This is a genomic window from Pseudomonas californiensis (assembly GCF_021147775.1).
GTDB classification, from domain to species: Bacteria; Pseudomonadota; Gammaproteobacteria; order Pseudomonadales; family Pseudomonadaceae; genus Aquipseudomonas; species Aquipseudomonas californiensis.
The window spans coordinates 81,099-97,027 of the sequence record NZ_JAGTPK010000011.1; the positions used below are offsets into that span (position 1 = coordinate 81,099).

12 protein-coding genes are annotated in these 15,929 nt (G+C 58.2%); 10 read left to right on the top strand and 2 right to left on the bottom strand.

The genetic code is table 11. The annotated features are described in order from the left end of the window. Positions 1 to 14: 14 nt before the first annotated feature. Positions 15 to 3,518 carry a response regulator gene (locus tag KDX37_RS12855; RefSeq protein WP_231653085.1) on the bottom strand — a complete coding sequence of 1,168 codons (3,504 nt, stop codon included), beginning with the start codon at positions 3,516 to 3,518 and terminating at the stop codon, positions 15 to 17. Positions 3,519 to 3,844: 326 nt separating this feature from the next. On the opposite strand from KDX37_RS12855, the gene KDX37_RS12860 reads away from it, so the two are divergent. Further along, entirely contained in the window at positions 3,845 to 4,207 is a 363-nt protein-coding gene (locus KDX37_RS12860; protein ID WP_231653086.1) for a response regulator, read from the top strand. Then, complete coding sequence (locus tag KDX37_RS12865) at positions 4,194 to 5,522, top strand: glycosyltransferase (protein ID WP_231653087.1); 1,329 nt, start codon at positions 4,194 to 4,196, stop codon at positions 5,520 to 5,522. Before KDX37_RS12860 ends, KDX37_RS12865 begins: the two co-directional genes overlap by 14 nt. A gap of 20 nt (positions 5,523 to 5,542) precedes the next feature. On the opposite strand, the gene cobF is transcribed toward KDX37_RS12865, so the two are convergent. Next, complete coding sequence (cobF, locus tag KDX37_RS12870; RefSeq protein ID WP_231653088.1) at positions 5,543 to 6,301, bottom strand: precorrin-6A synthase (deacetylating); 759 nt, start codon at positions 6,299 to 6,301, stop codon at positions 5,543 to 5,545. Between the two features lie 134 nt (positions 6,302 to 6,435). Between cobF and KDX37_RS12875 the strand changes: the two genes are divergently transcribed. The 8 genes from KDX37_RS12875 to KDX37_RS12910 all read left to right on the top strand — a co-directional run bounded on the left by KDX37_RS12875 (position 6,436) and on the right by KDX37_RS12910 (position 15,857). Next, positions 6,436 to 7,341 carry an AraC family transcriptional regulator gene (locus tag KDX37_RS12875; protein ID WP_231653089.1) on the top strand — a complete coding sequence of 302 codons (906 nt, stop codon included), beginning with the start codon at positions 6,436 to 6,438 and terminating at the stop codon, positions 7,339 to 7,341. A gap of 239 nt (positions 7,342 to 7,580) precedes the next feature. Continuing rightward, positions 7,581 to 8,903, top strand: coding sequence for an ABC transporter substrate-binding protein (locus KDX37_RS12880; RefSeq protein WP_231653090.1), 1,323 nt, complete (start codon positions 7,581 to 7,583; stop codon positions 8,901 to 8,903). Positions 8,904 to 8,989: 86 nt separating this feature from the next. Further along, positions 8,990 to 9,922: a carbohydrate ABC transporter permease gene (locus KDX37_RS12885; protein WP_231653091.1), complete on the top strand. Its 933-nt coding sequence runs from the start codon at positions 8,990 to 8,992 to the stop codon at positions 9,920 to 9,922. A 10-nt stretch (positions 9,923 to 9,932) separates the two neighbouring features. Continuing rightward, the gene (locus KDX37_RS12890) at positions 9,933 to 10,766 is read left to right on the top strand and encodes a carbohydrate ABC transporter permease (RefSeq protein ID WP_231653092.1); all 834 of its coding nucleotides are present in this window, start codon (positions 9,933 to 9,935) and stop codon (positions 10,764 to 10,766) included. 30 nt (positions 10,767 to 10,796) lie between these two features. Beyond that, entirely contained in the window at positions 10,797 to 11,903 is a 1,107-nt protein-coding gene (locus KDX37_RS12895; RefSeq protein WP_231653093.1) for an ABC transporter ATP-binding protein, read from the top strand. A gap of 17 nt (positions 11,904 to 11,920) precedes the next feature. Beyond that, on the top strand, positions 11,921 to 13,402 hold the full coding sequence (locus tag KDX37_RS12900) for a mannitol dehydrogenase family protein (RefSeq protein ID WP_231653094.1): 1,482 nt from the start codon (positions 11,921 to 11,923) through the stop codon (positions 13,400 to 13,402). A 9-nt stretch (positions 13,403 to 13,411) separates the two neighbouring features. Beyond that, complete coding sequence (xylB, locus tag KDX37_RS12905; protein WP_231653095.1) at positions 13,412 to 14,893, top strand: xylulokinase; 1,482 nt, start codon at positions 13,412 to 13,414, stop codon at positions 14,891 to 14,893. 25 nt (positions 14,894 to 14,918) lie between these two features. Next, positions 14,919 to 15,857, top strand: a complete 939-nt coding sequence (locus KDX37_RS12910; RefSeq protein WP_231653096.1) for a carbohydrate kinase family protein — start codon at positions 14,919 to 14,921, stop codon at positions 15,855 to 15,857. Positions 15,858 to 15,929: the final 72 nt, after the last annotated feature.

Here is a 15,929-nt window from a genome sequence, read left to right on the forward strand (position 1 = left end):
TTGGCCGCGATCATTCAAATACGTTCCATCTTCGGCAGCCATACCCGGATCAGCGAAAACAGTCGATCCAGATCGATGGGCTTGGCCAGGTAATCGTTGGTGCCGGCCTGCAGGCAGCGCTCCTGATCATCCTTCATGGCTTTTGCGGTGACGGCAATGATCGGCAGCTTGCGCCAGCGCGGGTCCTTGCGAATCTCGATGGTGGCTTCATAACCGTCCATCTCCGGCATCATCACGTCCATCAGAACCAGATCGATGTCTTCGACTTCGTTAAGCTTGGCAATCGCCTCAAGACCGTTGCGTGCGATTTCGACTACAGCGCCCTTGTGCTCCAGCGCACTGGTCAAAGCGAAGATATTGCGCACGTCATCATCGACCACCAGGATCTTGCGCGCCTCGAAGACCTTGTCACGACTGCGCGCGGTCTTGAGCATCTTCTGACGTTCACTGGACAGCTGCGATTCGACCTTGTGCAAGAACAGCGTCACTTCGTCGAGCAGACGCTCTGGAGAGCGTGCACCCTTGATGATGATCGAGCGTGAATACTTCATCAGCTCGGCTTCTTCATCACGGGTCATGTTGCGTCCGGTGTAGACGATCACAGGCGGGAACGAGCAGATTTCCTCGGTGGACATTCGCTTGAGCAACTCATCACCGAGCATGTCCGGCAACTTGAGGTCGATGATCATGCAGTCATAAACCGTGTCGCGCAGCAGGTCCAACGCCTCCTGGGCGAAGCCCACGGCGGTGATTTCAATGTCGTCATCGCCAATAAGCCGCGCAATGCTGTCGCGCTGCAAGGCATCGTCTTCGACCAGCAGGATGCGTTTGACCTTCTGGGTAAGCTTGGCTTCCAGCTTGGCGAACACATCCTTGAGCTCTTCGCGGGTGGTCGGTTTGACTGCGTACCCGATCGCGCCCATGTGCAAAGCGGCTTCCTGGCGGTCTTCGACCGAAATCACGTGCACAGGAATGTGACGAGTAGGTGCCAGTTCCTTGAGACGCTGGAGCACGGTCAGGCCCGAGTGGTCCGGCAGACGCATGTCCAGGAGGATGGCGTCCGGCGTGAAACGCGCCGCCAGATTGAAACCGTCGTCAGCGGCATGCGCCACCAGACAGTAGTAGCCCAGCTCGTGTGCCAGATCGAACAGAATCTGCGCAAACCGGACTTCGTCCTCGATCACCAGAATGCAGCGTTTGTCGAAAGGCGCCTTTTCACGGTCATCGTTGAAGGTAATCAACGGCTCCTGATACACCTCAGGCACAGGCACAGCCTTGGGTGGTGCGGGCAATACGGCGACCGGCGCGGGAGCCACAAGCGCAGACACTGCGCCGGGTTCCTGAGCGGGTTGTTCGAGGTACTGCTCTGGCAGCACCAGGGTGAAAATACTGCCCTGCCCCGGTGCGCTGGTGACACTGATCGAGCCACCCAGCAAGGCCGCCAGATCTCGTGAGATCGATAACCCGAGACCCGTGCCACCGTAACGACGGTTGGTGGTGCCGTCTGCCTGGCGGAATGCCTCGAAGATGCTCTGTTGATGCTCGTCGGCAATGCCGATGCCTGAATCGCGAACGGTAAAGGCGATACCCGCGCCCGGCTGGCGCGAGACAATCATGCTGACGGTGCCGGTTTCGGTGAACTTGATCGCGTTCGACAACAGATTCTTGAGAATCTGCTCCAACCGTTGCCGGTCGGTAAACAGCATGGTCGGCGTACCTGCCTGCAGCTCGACCGTGAACTGCAGACGTTTCTCTGCGGCCAAAGGCTCGAAAAGGCCACGCAGCCCCTCCACCAAGCGCGACACGCTACTGTTTTCAGGGCGCACTTCGAGTTTGCCGGCTTCGACTTTCGAGATGTCCAGAATGTCGTTGATCAGGTTCAGCAGGTCATTGCCGGCAGAATAGATCGACTCGGCAAACTTGACCTGTTCAGCGGTGAGGTTTTCCGCCGGGTTCTCAGCGAGCAGCTTGGCAAGGATCAGCGAACTGTTGAGCGGCGTACGCAGCTCGTGGGACATGTTGGCCAGGAACTCTGACTTGTACTTGCTGGAGCGCTGAAGCTCGTCGGCGCGCGCCTGCAACTCCACCTGAGCCAGATTGAGCTCCTCGTTGTTACGATCCAGTGCATCACGCTGATCGGACAGCGCCTGGCTCTGCTCGGCCAATTGTTCGTTGGTCTGCTCCAGTTCGGCCTGCTGGGTTTCCAGATGGGCCTGGGACTCCTTGAGAATGCGTGACTGCTCTTCGAGCTCTTCGTTGGCGGTACGCAGCTCTTCCTGCTGGACCTGCAACTCTTCGTTGAGCTGCTGGGTTTCAGCCAGCACTTCCTGAAGACGCTGACGATAGCGAGCGGATTCGATCGAGGTGCCGATGTTATCGGCCACCAGTTCCAGAAACTCCACGTCCCTCTCACTCAACGGACGCAGGAAACCGAGCTCGACTACACCGTTGACATGGTCATCGTTGCTGGTCGGCACCACCACCACACTGCGTGGCGAGCCTTCGCCCAGACCGGAGCTGACCTTGAAATAATCGCTCGGTGCCTCTTCAAGGCTGATGATGCGGTCCTGCCGCGCGGCCTGGCCAACAATGCCTTCATCACTGTGAATGGTCTGCTCGCGCTCTTCCTGCTCGCGGGAAAAACCATACGAGGCAACACGCGTCAGTCCACCGTGCTCCTGGCGAACATATACCGCCGCGACGGCAGCGCCGAGATAATGGGTCAGAAACTGCAGGATATTGCGACCCAGCAGGTTCAGCGTCAGTTGGCCGAGTACCTGTTCAGCCAGCTCACTCTGACCATTGCGCAGCCAGGCAACCTTCTGCAGACGTTCGGAGTTGATTTCCTGGAGCCGAAGATTCTCGCTGTAGGTCGTTGAAAGCGCGAGCAAGTCACGACGACCGATGTACGCCAGAATCCCGCTGACCGTCAGCACAAAAATCAGGTACAGGGTGACTGACATAATGGTGGTGCGGGTGACCTCGGCATTGCGGTTCAGGCGCAGTTGCTGCTCCATCGAAATCGCCTGGTCATACTCAGTGCGAATTTCATCTGTAATACGCTTGCCACGCCCCGACTGGGTCGGCGTCAGATAGTCACCGCCGTTGCGCCGCAGGTCGATCATCTCCTGAGCGAAACGGTTCCATTCCAGCTGCAGCGTCGACAAGCGCCGAAAGCGATCCAGTTGCGTCGGGTTATCTTCGACCAGCTTGTCCAGACCGGCAAGCTCGGCGGTCAGCACCGGCTTGGCGACTTCATAAGGATCCAGAAAGTGCTCGTCGCCGGTCAGCAGGAAACCACGCATCCCGGTTTCCATATCGATGGAAAGCTTCATGGAGCGGTTGGTGTTGTTGATGACCCGGTCTGTATGCTCGACCCACTGAATGACGGACAGCAGGTACGTGATCAGCAGCACGAAAAAAGCTGCGCTCAATACACCTACACCCAGAGGTAAGCTAACGTTACGCCCAAGCAGTTTGCGGAAGCGTTGCTCATCGACGGCAGACGTTTGAATCATGAGTAGTCCTTGGCGACCGGATCAAAACGATGGAGTTTGCCGTAAAGCCACAAAAAAGACTCTAATTTCTGACATATAGGATTGAAATTTCACACATAAATCGGCGATAAGCTCGCTTGCAGCAACAGGTTGGGCACTCCGGCGCGCAGGACGGCGTTCTGTCTCGACGCCAAGCGTCGCCGATTGAACTTATGAGTGTGTTTTATTTACTGATACAGGGACGTATAAAAAGCGGACAGCTCTGCACCACAGCAGCTTGTCCGACCGCGTTCAATGCCTCTGTACCGTTCACGCAATCATATTTTTTCAGGTTTAAGGAGTTCGCCATGCCGGAAGCAACCAGCATCATTCTTGTCGTCGAGGATGACAGCATCGTGCGCATGCTGATTGTTGATGTTCTGGAAGAGCTGGAATACAAGGTTCTTGAAGCCGATGACGCCACGACAGCGCTGGATATCATCAGGAGCGATCAACCTATCGACCTGCTGATGACTGACCAGGGCCTGCCTGACATGAAGGGCACCGAACTGGCAAAACGAGCGCGCGAATCACGTCCGGTGCTGCCCGTGCTGTTTGCCAGTGGATACTCGGAAAACATTGATGTGCCGTCGGGCATGCACTCGATTGGCAAACCCTTCTCGATCGACCAATTGCGCGACAAGGTAAAAAGTATTCTTGGCCAGCCCTGACGCTGTACCCGCACTTGGCTGCCCGGCACCCGGGACACGATTACTGATCATTGGTTACGTCTGGCCAGAGCCGCGCTCCTCGGCGGCCAGCGGCCATGTCATGCAACTGATCCGGTGCTTTATCGAACAGGGCTGGCAGATCACCTTCGCGAGCCCGGCCAATGAAGGCGAAAACCGCGCCGACCTCGTGAGCCTGGGCATCGACGAAGTCCATATCCAACTCAATAACAGCAGCTTTGACACGTTCATTCGCCAACTCGAACCTGATGTTGTGCTGTTCGATCAGTTCATCATCGAAGAACAGTTCGGCTGGCGTGTCGAACAGCAGTGTCCCAATGCGCTGCGGGTGCTGGAAACATCGGACTTGCAGAGCTTGCGCCATGCACGTCATCTGCGGCTCAAGAGCCTGCTGAGCCAGGACGCGCAAACATCCGACACCACCGGACTGTTCAATCAGGATCACGCAGAACTGTTTTCGAACATGGCCGACAGCGACCTGGCGCAACGTGAAATTGCCGCGCTTTACCGCTGCGATTTGAACCTGATGACCTCGGATGTCGAAATCGACCTGCTGGTCAGTGCATTCGGACTGCCCGCCTCGCTCCTGCACTGGTGTCCACTGATGGTCGACGGAGTGCCTGAAAGCGCTCCATCGTTTGCACAACGAGAGCACTTTCTCAGCATCGGCAATTTCCGTCACGCGCCCAACTGGGACGCCGTGCTGTGGATGAAAACCGCAATCTGGCCGATGATTCGCAAGGCGCTTCCCGACGCACAGTTGCATGTCTATGGCGCCTACACGCCGCCCAAGGCGACCGCGCTTCACAATGCGGCGCAAGGGTTTCATGTGATGAACTGGGCCGAGGATGCTCTGCAGGTAATGTCTGCGGCGCGTATATGCCTTGCACCGCTGCGCTTCGGCGCTGGTATCAAAGGCAAGTTGGTGGACGCCATGATATGTGGCACGCCGTCAGTGACCACGCCAATTGGCGCGGAAGCGATGATCGCCGGGCAGCCATGGCCGGGGCTGATTGCCCGTGATCCGGCCGAAATTGCCGACGCGGCGGTTCGGCTCTACACCGACGAAACGCTTTGGAACGAGGCCAGGGCCGCAGGCTGGACCCTGCTGAATGAGCGCTACCAGCACTCGCAACACTGCACCAGACTGATCGCCCGTATCGACGAGCTTCGCAGCAATCTGCCCGCTCATCGCCTTGCCAACTTCACGGGAGCAATGCTGCGCCATCACCATCACAAAAGCACGCGATACATGGCGCAATGGATCGAGGCCAAGAACAGCAAGGCTTCAGTCTGAGACGTTGCGCCAGCCCTGAGCTAAAGCGGTCTGCGCAGCAAGTAAGTGTCCATGATCCAGCCTTTGCGGCTTCGGGCTTCGGCACGCAGCCGTTTGATCGGCTCGCACACGTCATCCAGCTTCCCGGCTAACAGTATTTCGTCGGGCGAGCCCAGGTAAGCCCCCCAGTAAATATCCAAGCCCTGACCGACAAACCGCTCGAACGCACAGTGCGCGTCCAGCATCACTACAAGGTTGGCAGAGTCATCCTCAAGCCCTCCAGCAACGCGCCGCCCGGTGCTGATGTGGATCGGCTCGCCAATGCGATTGAGCGCAATTCGATGCCGGGCCGCCAAAGCCTGAACGCTGGTAATGCCGGGGATGACTTGATAGTCGAAGACTTCCTGCCCCCGCGCCAGCACGCGACCCAGAACTCGCAGGGTGCTGTCATACAATGATGGATCGCCCCACACCAGAAACGCACCGACACCGTCGGCCTGCAGTTCGTCACCGATCAGACGTTCGAACAACACGGCACGTTGCTCATGCCATTGCTCGACACCCCGTTCGTAGCGCTGCGGATCGTCTTCGCGCCGCGGATCCTGTACCTGCACCAGCCTGCAATGCTCATGGTTGATATAACGCTGGCAAACGTCCTGCCGGGCCCGCAGCAGATCATCCTCGACGTGACCCTTGTCGAGCAAGAAAACCACCTGAGTGCGCTCAAGCGCCTTGATGGCTTGCACGGTGATGTGATCAGGGTCACCCGCGCCCATGCCGATAAGCAGGATCTGTTTCATTGAACAAGCGCTCCATTCAGGCGATTGGTCCATCAAACAAGCCAGCCCAAACGCTTTTTTTCAGGTTCGGTCGGGCAAGGATTAAAAAAATAAGGCACATTATGGCCCTGGCAACCTATGCAAGCAGCCACGTCATGACCAAAACAACAAGAATTGCTGACCCTTCGTATGAACTGATGGACGACCACAATGGCCTGTCGATCATCTACCGCGAGCATGGTTTCCCTTGTCCGCTGGTGCGTTGGCACTTTCACAAGGAATACGAGCTGCACCTGATCGTCGCCAGCTCAGGGAAGGTGTTCGTTGGCGATTACATCGGCAACTTCAACCCTGCAAGCCTGTTCCTGACCGGTCCCAACCTGCCTCATAACTGGATCAGCCAGATTGATGAAGGGCAAGTGGTTCCCAAGCGCGACATGCTGGTCAATTTCACCGACGACCTGCTGGAAGGTGGCAATCAGGTCTTTGCCGAACTCAGAACCCTTGCCCCTTTGCTGGAGCGCGCTCAATACGGTATCGAGTTTCGTTGCAAACGCACGATACGTGAGGCAACCCGACTGATGCAGAAAATCGCCGATTCTGGCGGGATCACCCGGCTCGGGCATTTTTTTATTCTGCTCGAACTGCTGGCGGCCAGTGACGATTATCAGTTGCTGTCCGGCACGGCCGTCAATCCATCGGCTGACGAGCACAGCATCGACCGGACCAACCGGGCGGTGGACTATATCTTTGCCCACTATGCACGAGAGCTGCCCTTGGAAGAAGTGGCCGAGTATCTGGGCATGAAGCCAAGCTACTTCTCACGGGTATTCAAACAGGCCACCGGCCGCTGCTTTGTCGAGTTCGTCAATCGACTGCGCATCAGCAAGTCCTGCGAGCTTTTGGCGGACGGCGAAAAGCCGGTTACCGACGTCTGCTTCGAGTCCGGCTTCAATAATATTTCCAATTTCAATCGCCGCTTTCAGCAGCTCAAAGGCATGACGCCGTCGCACTATCGTCGTCTGGCCGTACAGCGCCTTACCGAGCAAAACCTGTACTGATTTGCCCTCCCTGCGCACTCATGGTCTACGCTTGTGCTGCGTCAACGCCCACCCGAGGGCGTTTCGAGCGCATGCGCATCCTGCAGGCCAGTGCAAAAAAGTATCAGTGACAGTGCTGTGCAGGATTTGTCTTTCAGACCGAACGTCGATGTAATCAGCCCACATCTTCCTCTCTCCGGAAGAGACAAAAACAATAACCTGCCTTCTGCCGCTCACTGGGCGTGGAAGAGGAGTGATCAATGAAGACCTCAGCAAAACTTCTGCTCGCAAGTTCCGTCCTCAGCACCTGTTTCATGGCCAGTGGCACTGCCTCTGCCGGGACCGTGACTATCGCCACGGTCAACAACAGCGACATGATCCGCATGCAACGCCTCTCCAAGACCTTCGAAGAAAAGCACCCTGATATAAAACTCAACTGGGTCGTGCTCGAAGAAAACGTTCTGCGCCAGCGTCTCACCACTGACATCGCTACCAAGGGCGGCCAGTTCGACGTGCTGACCATCGGCATGTACGAAGCCTCACTCTGGGGTGCCAAAGGCTGGCTGCAAGAGATGAAGGACCTGCCCGCCAACTATCAGTTGGACGACGTGTTCCCTTCCGTGCGTGACGGACTGTCGGTGGATGGCAAACTCTTCGCGCTGCCGTTTTACGCGGAAAGCTCGATCACCTATTACCGAAAAGACTTGTTCAAGGACGCTGGCCTGACCATGCCGGAGCGCCCGACCTGGACGCAGATCGCCGAGTTCGCCGGCAAGTTGACCGACAAGTCCAAAGAGCAATACGGCATCTGCCTGCGCGGCAAGGCCGGCTGGGGCGAGAACATGGCGTTGATCACCACCGTCGCCAATGCCTACGGTGCGCGCTGGTTCGATGAGCAGTGGAAACCTCAGTTCGATCAGCCTGAATGGAAGAACGCGCTGAATTTCTACGTCAATACCATGAAGCAGTCCGGCCCGCCCGGTGCTTCCAGCAACGGCTTCAATGAAAACCTGGCGCTGTTCAACAGCGGAAAATGTGCAATCTGGGTCGACGCCAGCGTCGCCGGCTCGTTCGTGACCGACAAGACCCAAAGCAAGGTTGCCGATAACGTCGGCTTCACCTTCGCACCGCATGAAGTGACGGACAAAGGGTCGGCGTGGCTGTATTCGTGGGCACTGGCGATTCCAAACAGCGCCAAGAACACGAAAGATGCCGCCGAGTTCACTCAGTGGGCCACCTCCAAGGAATACGCCGCGCTTGTCGCCGAGAAAGACGGCGTTTCCAACGTACCGCCTGGCACCCGCGCGTCGACTTACAGCGATGAATACAAAAAAGCAGCACCGTTTGCCAACATCACGCTGGAGTCGCTGAAAGCTGTCACCCCCAAATCGCCAACACTCAAGCCAGTGCCTTATGTCGGCATCCAGTTGGTGACCATTCCTGAGTTCCAGGCGATTGGCACCAGCGTCGGCCAGCAGTTCTCTGCTGCACTCATTGGCCAGTCCACGGTCGACAACGCCCTCAAAACGGCGCAGACCGCGACCGAACGTGACATGAAACGAGCGGGCTACCCTAAAAAGTAATCGCGACGGCACGGGGCACGAGCTGACGCTTGTGCCTCGTCGCCCTCAGGCGTAACCCTCAGGTGCAATCCGGTTCGGAGCCCCCTATGAAGACCTCAGCCACTTCTGATCGCGCGGACGTGTCCGCCGTATCGCCCCAGAACAAACCCGCTCGTTTCAAACCGGGATGGTTTCTGGTCAGCCCTTCGGTGGCGTTGCTGCTGGTGTGGATGATCGTGCCACTGGGCATGACCATCTACTTCTCGCTGATCCGCTATAACCTGCTGTCGCCCGGCGAGAATGAGTTCGTCGGTCTGGAAAACTTCGAATACTTCGTGACTGACAGCGGCTTCCTGCCCGGCGCAGGCAATACTCTGCTGTTGGTTGGCAGCGTACTGGCGATCAGCGTGATTCTTGGTGTTCTGATTTCCGCGCTGCTGGAAGCCAGCGAATTCTTTGGTCGGGGCATCGTACGGGTGCTGCTGATCTCACCGTTTTTCATCATGCCGACAGTCAGCGCACTGATCTGGAAAAATCTGATTTTCCATCCGGTCTCCGGCGTGCTCGCTGCTGTATGGAAATTCTTTGGCGCTGAACCCATCGACTGGTTCGCGCACTATCCCATGCTGTCGATCATTATCATTGTGTCCTGGCAATGGCTGCCATTCGCCATCCTGATTCTGATGACCGCCATGCAGTCGCTGGACCAGGAGCAGAAAGAAGCCGCCCGTCTCGATGGCGCAGGCCCCATTGCGATTTTCTGGCATCTGACCCTGCCGCACCTCGCGCGTCCGATCGCGGTGGTGGTGATGATCGAAACCATTTTCCTGCTGTCGGTGTTCGCGGAAATCTTCACCACCACCAACGGCGGTCCAGGCTTCGCGTCGACCAACCTGGCGTACCTGATCTACATTCAGGCCCTGTTGCAGTTCGACGTGGGCATGGCCTCGGCAGGCGGCTTGATTGCCGTCGTCATCGCCAACATCGCGGCGATCATCCTGATCCGGATGATCGGCAAAAACCTCACCGACAAGTCATGAGGACCTTGCCATGATGACTCTCAAACAATCACGCCGTGTTCAAAGCCTGCTGCTCGGGACTCTGTCCTGGATCATCGCCGCGCTGGTGTTCTTCCCGATCTTCTGGATGGTCCTGACCAGCTTCAAGACCGAGATCGACGCGTTCGCCACGCCGCCGCAGCTGTTCTTCACGCCCACGCTGGAAAACTATCTGCACATCCAGGAGCGCAGCGATTATTTCCACTTCGCCTGGAACTCGGTGCTGATTTCATTCAGCGCCACCCTCCTGAGCATGCTGGTTGCCATTCCTGCGGCGTACTCGATGGCGTTTTTTGAAACCAAGCGCACCAAAAGCACGCTGTTGTGGATGCTCTCGACCAAAATGTTGCCGCCGGTGGGCGTGTTGATGCCCATTTACCTGCTGGCCAAGACCTTTGGCTTGCTGGACTCACGACTGGCGCTGATCATCATCTACACATTGATCAACCTGCCGATTGTGGTCTGGATGATCTACACCTACTTCAAAGACATTCCGGGCGAAATCCTCGAAGCCTCGCGCCTTGACGGGGCCAGCACCCGCCAGGAGATTTTTCGCGTCCTGATGCCGATCTGCAAGGGCGGCCTGGCCTCCACCGCGTTGCTTTCACTGATCCTGTGCTGGAACGAAGCTTTCTGGTCGCTGAACCTTACCTCTTCTGCAGCAGCACCGCTCACTGCCCTGATCGCATCCTACTCAAGCCCCGAGGGTCTGTTCTGGGCCAAGCTGTCGGCGGTGTCGACACTGGCGTGTGCGCCGATCCTGATTTTCGGCTGGATCAGTCAGAAACAACTGGTTCGTGGCCTGTCGTTCGGCGCCGTCAAATAGCCCCGACCCAAGAATAACAAGGAGTCCTTCATGGCTAACCTCAGCATCAGAAATCTGCAAAAAGGCTTCGACGGCCACCAGATCATCAAAGGTATCGACCTGGACGTGAACGACCGCGAATTCGTGGTCTTCGTCGGGCCGTCGGGCTGCGGCAAATCCACCCTCCTTCGCCTGATCGCAGGGCTTGAAGAAGTGACCTCCGGCACCATCGAACTCGATGGCCGTGACATCACGCAAGTCACCCCTGCCAAACGCGATCTGGCCATGGTGTTCCAGACCTACGCGCTGTACCCGCACATGACCGTTGGTAAAAACCTGTCCTTCGCGCTGGACCTGGCAGGCGGTGACAAGGCCGAGATCAAGAAGAAGGTCGATGAGGCCGCGCGCATTCTGGAACTGGGACCGCTGCTGGAGCGCAAGCCAAAACAATTGTCCGGTGGTCAGCGTCAACGGGTTGCAATCGGCAGGGCCATCGTGCGCAACCCGAAAATTTTCCTGTTCGACGAACCACTGTCCAACCTCGACGCTGCGTTGCGCGTGCAGACTCGACTGGAACTGTCACGTCTGCACAAGGAGCTGCAGGCCACGATGATTTACGTGACCCACGATCAGGTTGAAGCCATGACCCTGGCCGATAAAGTCGTGGTGCTCAACGGCGGCAAGGTCGAACAGGTTGGCTCACCGCTGGAGCTGTACCACCACCCGGCAAACCTGTTTGTCGCGGGTTTTCTCGGTACGCCGAAGATGGGCTTTCTCAAAGGCAGGATCAGCCGGGTCGACAGCGCGGGTTGCGAGGTTGAGCTCGATGCAGGGACGCGGATCAGCCTGCCAGTCAGCACTGACGGTTTGTCCGTGGGCGCACCTGTCACGCTCGGCATACGCCCGGAGCACCTGAATATTGCCCAGAGCGGCGATTGCCAGATGCAAGTGATCGCCGACGTCAGCGAACGGCTGGGCAGCGATACCTATTGCCACGTTCGCACTCATTCCGGCGAAGCGCTGACCATGCGTATTCGTGGAGACCTGGCCAGCCAGTACGGCGAGACCCTGAATCTGCATTTGGATAGCACGCAGTGCCATCTGTTCGACGCCCAAGGTCTGGTCATTGCCAAAGCCTTGCAGACTGCCGCCGCCTGAGCCCTGGAGTACCTGTCATGAAACTGAACAAACAGAACCTGACGCGACTGGACAACTCTGTCGACCTGCCCGCCTATTCACCTGGCGGCATCCGCCAGGGCATCGCTCATATCGGGGTGGGTGGTTTCCATCGCGCTCATCAGGCGTTTTACACCGATGCACTGATGAACACGGGCGAAGGTCTGGAGTGGGGCATCTGCGGCGTCGGCCTGCGCCCGGAAGACCGCGGCGTGCGCGACGCGCTGGCAGAACAGGACTATCTCTACACCCTTTATGAGCTGGGCGACACGCCCGACACCAAGACCCGCATCATTGCCTCGATCAGCGGCATGCTGCTGGCCGAAGATGACGCGCAGGCGCTGATCGAAAAGCTGGCTGATCCCGATATCCGCATCGTCTCGCTGACGATCACCGAAGGTGGCTATTGCATTGACGACAGCAACGGCCAGTTCATGTCTCACCTGCCGCAGATCAAGCATGACCTCGCTCACCCGAACGAACCGAAGACTGTTTTCGGCTTCTTGTGTGCCGCTCTCGATCGCCGCCGCGCCAAGGGCACGCCTGCCTTCACTGTAATGTCCTGCGACAACCTTCCGCACAACGGTGCCGTGGCTCGCAAGGCGCTGCTGGCCTTCGCTGTATTGCGCGACGCCAACCTGCATGACTGGATCGCCGCGAACGTCAGCTTTCCCAACGCCATGGTTGACCGCATCACGCCGATGACCAGCGCGGCTCACCGCTTGCAACTGGCCGATGACAAGCATGTTGACGACGCCTGGCCGGTGGTCTGCGAACCCTTCGTGCAATGGGTGCTGGAAGACAAGTTTGTCGCCGGTCGCCCCGCGTGGGAAAAGGTCGGTGTGCAGTTCACTGACGACGTCACGCCCTACGAAGAAATGAAGATCAAGCTGCTCAACGGCAGCCATCTGGCATTGACCTATCTGGGGTTCCTCAAGGGCTATCGCTTTGTTCACGACACCATGAACGACCCGCTGTTCGTGCGTTACATTCGTGCCTACATGGACCTGGACGTCACGCCACAACTGGCATCGGTACCGGGCATCGATCTGGAAAGCTACAAAGACACCCTGATCGAGCGCTTTTCCAATCAGGCGATCGCCGACCAGTTGGAGCGAGTGTGCTCGGACGGCTCGTCGAAATTCCCCAAATTCACTGTTCCGACCATCAATCAATTGATTCAGGATCACGGCAACCTGCAGCGCGCTTCGCTGGTGGTCGCTGCCTGGGCCTTATACCTCAAAGGCGTTGACGAGAAAGGCACGACCTACAAGATACCCGACCCACGCGCCGAGTTCTGCCAGAGCCTGGTGACCGACGATGCACTGATCGCAGAGCGTCTGCTGGCTGTTGAGGAGATCTTCGGCGTGGCCATTCCTCAATCCAGTGAGTTCGTGGCCGCCTTTGAGCAAAACCTCAATGACCTGCGTGAGCTGGGCGTGACCAGAACGCTGGAAAAATTGTTGGCCAACGGCCTCTGAGGAACTGCAATGTTTCTAGGAATCGATTGCGGCACTCAGGGCACCAAAGTGCTGGTACTGAATGCTGAAACAGGAAAAGTGCTGGGCGAAGGCTCGGCACCGCATACCTTGATCAGCGACCACGACGGCCGTCGCGAGCAGGACGTGCAGCAGTGGCTGGACGCACTGCAGGTGGCCACACGTATTGCGCTGCAAAGCTCAGGCGTCGACGGCAACGAGGTTCTGGGCATTGGTGTTTCAGGCCAGCAACACGGCCTGGTAATGCTGGATAACGAGGGTCAGGTGCTACGCCCTGCCAAATTATGGTGTGACACTCAGACCGCTCCGGAAAACCAGCGTCTGCTCGACCACCTGGGCGGCGAGCAGGGTTCGCTGGAGCGCCTTGGCCTGGTGATCGCTCCCGGCTACACCGTGTCCAAGTTGCTTTGGAGCAAAGAGCAGCACCCTGATCTTTTCGAGCGCATCGACAAGATCCTGCTGCCGCATGACTATCTGAATTACTGGCTGACCGGGCGCTGCTGCACCGAATTCGGCGACGCGTCGGGCACCGGCTATTTCAACATCCGCACCCGCGAATGGGACCTGGCCCTGCTGGCGCACATCGACCCCAGTGGCCGGTTGGAAAAAGCCCTGCCGACGCTGCTTGAGGCGAGACAGCCAGTGGGCACACTGCGCCCTGATATCGCCACTCTGCTGGGGCTCAACCCTGACGCGGTGGTATCCAGTGGCGGCGGCGACAACATGATGGGCGCCATCGGCACGGGCAACATCCAGCCTGGGCTGATCACCATGAGTCTGGGCTCTTCGGGTACGGTGTATGCGTACGCCGATCAGCCACAGGTCAGCGAGCACGAATCGGTCGCGACCTTCTGCTCATCGTCCGACGGCTGGCTACCGCTGATTTGCACCATGAACCTGACCAACGCCACCACCGCCATTCGCGAGCTGTTTGCGCAGGATATCCCAGGGTTCAACAACGCGGTCGCCAGCGCACCCATTGGTGCGGAAGGCGTGCGGATGCTGCCGTTCCTCAACGGCGAGCGCGTACCCGCCCTGCCCGACGCGACGGGCAGCATCATCGGGCTGGACAGCACCAACCTGACCCAGGCCAATCTGTGCCGGGCTGTGGTCGAAGGCACCACTTTCGGCCTGCGTTACGGGCTGGACCTGCTGCGCGCCAGTGGAATCAAAAGCGAACGTATCCGGCTGATCGGCGGCGGCTCCAAGAGCGGAGTGTGGCGTCAGATTGTGGCTGACATCATGAACACCCCAGTGATTTGTACCCAGTACGCCGAAGCTGCGGCCCTCGGTGCAGCCATTCAGGCCGCGTGGTGCTGGTCCGGCGAAAAAGGTGGGGTTCAGGATCTGGCCCAGCTTTGCGAGCGATGCGTGAGCCTCGATCCGGCCAGCGAAACCCAACCAGTCGCGCAGAACGTAACGGCCTACGAAAAGGTCTATCAGCACTATCAGGCGCAATTGCACGCAATCTGACCTCACGTGTTTTCATGGAGCTTTTATGTTTCTGGTTTGCGGCGAAGCCCTCTTCGACATTTTCACCCGCGCGGACAACGGCGGCTCTCTCAACAAACTCGGGTTTGATGCCATTGCTGGCGGCTCCCCGTTCAACGTAGCCATCGGCCTGCGCCGTCTGGGTGTCGAAGCGGCTTTCTTCGCAGGCCTGTCCAACGACTATCTGGGATGTCGCCTGCGCGCTGTACTGGAGCAGGAAGCCGTAAACCCCGACTACCTGATCGACTTCGACGCACCCACCACGCTGGCCATGGTGGCAGTGGGCGCAGACGGCTCGCCTACCTACAGTTTCAGAGGCGACGGCTGCGCGGACCGCCAATTGCGTCTCGAACATCTGCCAGTCCTCGACGACGGTATCCGTGGCATTCATGTCGGCTCGTTTTCACTGGTCGTGCAACCGATTGCCGATACCCTGCTGGCCCTTGTCGCACGGGAGAGCAGTCGCTGCCTTATATCGCTTGACCCGAATGTACGGTTGAACCCTGCACCGGACATTCAGCGCTGGCGCACCCAGATTGCAGCCTTTGCCGAACACGCACATCTGATCAAGGTCAGCGACGAAGACCTCCACCTGCTTTATCCCGACAGTGACCCGCAACAGATCGCACAAGGCTGGCTGAGCAAGCGCACCCATCTCGTGATCGTGACGCGCGGTACCCAAGGGGCGAGTATCTTTACTCGGCAGCAGGGCACCTGGTCTGTGCCCGCAAAGAATGTGGTGACGGTCGACACGGTAGGCGCCGGGGATACCTTTCAGGCCGCGTTGCTGACGTTTTTAAGTGAGCACAAGCTGGACACGCCCGAAAAGCTGGCGTCGCTGTCGCGGGAAACCCTGGACGAGATGGTTGAATTCGCCGTGTCCGCGGCCGCGCTGACCTGTACCAGAACGGGACCGGACCTGCCGTACCGACATCAGCTGGGGTAGCTGAAAGGGCCGCGAATACTTGCAGGAAGGTGAGCGGGAGATGATGCGTTCCAGTGCAATGCACTGAAACGC

Excerpts from the sequence above, each read along its gene's own strand:
- KDX37_RS12875 (WP_231653089.1), top strand. The coding sequence starts at position 6,436 with ATGACCAAAACAACAAGAATTGCTGACCCTTCGTATGAACTGATGGAC.
- KDX37_RS12885 (WP_231653091.1), top strand. The coding sequence starts at position 8,990 with ATGAAGACCTCAGCCACTTCTGATCGCGCGGACGTGTCCGCCGTATCG.
- KDX37_RS12910 (WP_231653096.1), top strand. The coding sequence starts at position 14,919 with ATGTTTCTGGTTTGCGGCGAAGCCCTCTTCGACATTTTCACCCGCGCG.
- KDX37_RS12860 (WP_231653086.1), top strand. The coding sequence starts at position 3,845 with ATGCCGGAAGCAACCAGCATCATTCTTGTCGTCGAGGATGACAGCATC.
- KDX37_RS12890 (WP_231653092.1), top strand. The coding sequence starts at position 9,933 with ATGATGACTCTCAAACAATCACGCCGTGTTCAAAGCCTGCTGCTCGGG.
- KDX37_RS12895 (WP_231653093.1), top strand. The coding sequence starts at position 10,797 with ATGGCTAACCTCAGCATCAGAAATCTGCAAAAAGGCTTCGACGGCCAC.
- KDX37_RS12900 (WP_231653094.1), top strand. The coding sequence starts at position 11,921 with ATGAAACTGAACAAACAGAACCTGACGCGACTGGACAACTCTGTCGAC.
- KDX37_RS12855 (WP_231653085.1), bottom strand. The coding sequence starts at position 3,518 with ATGATTCAAACGTCTGCCGTCGATGAGCAACGCTTCCGCAAACTGCTT.
- KDX37_RS12880 (WP_231653090.1), top strand. The coding sequence starts at position 7,581 with ATGAAGACCTCAGCAAAACTTCTGCTCGCAAGTTCCGTCCTCAGCACC.
- cobF (WP_231653088.1), bottom strand. The coding sequence starts at position 6,301 with ATGAAACAGATCCTGCTTATCGGCATGGGCGCGGGTGACCCTGATCAC.
- xylB (WP_231653095.1), top strand. The coding sequence starts at position 13,412 with ATGTTTCTAGGAATCGATTGCGGCACTCAGGGCACCAAAGTGCTGGTA.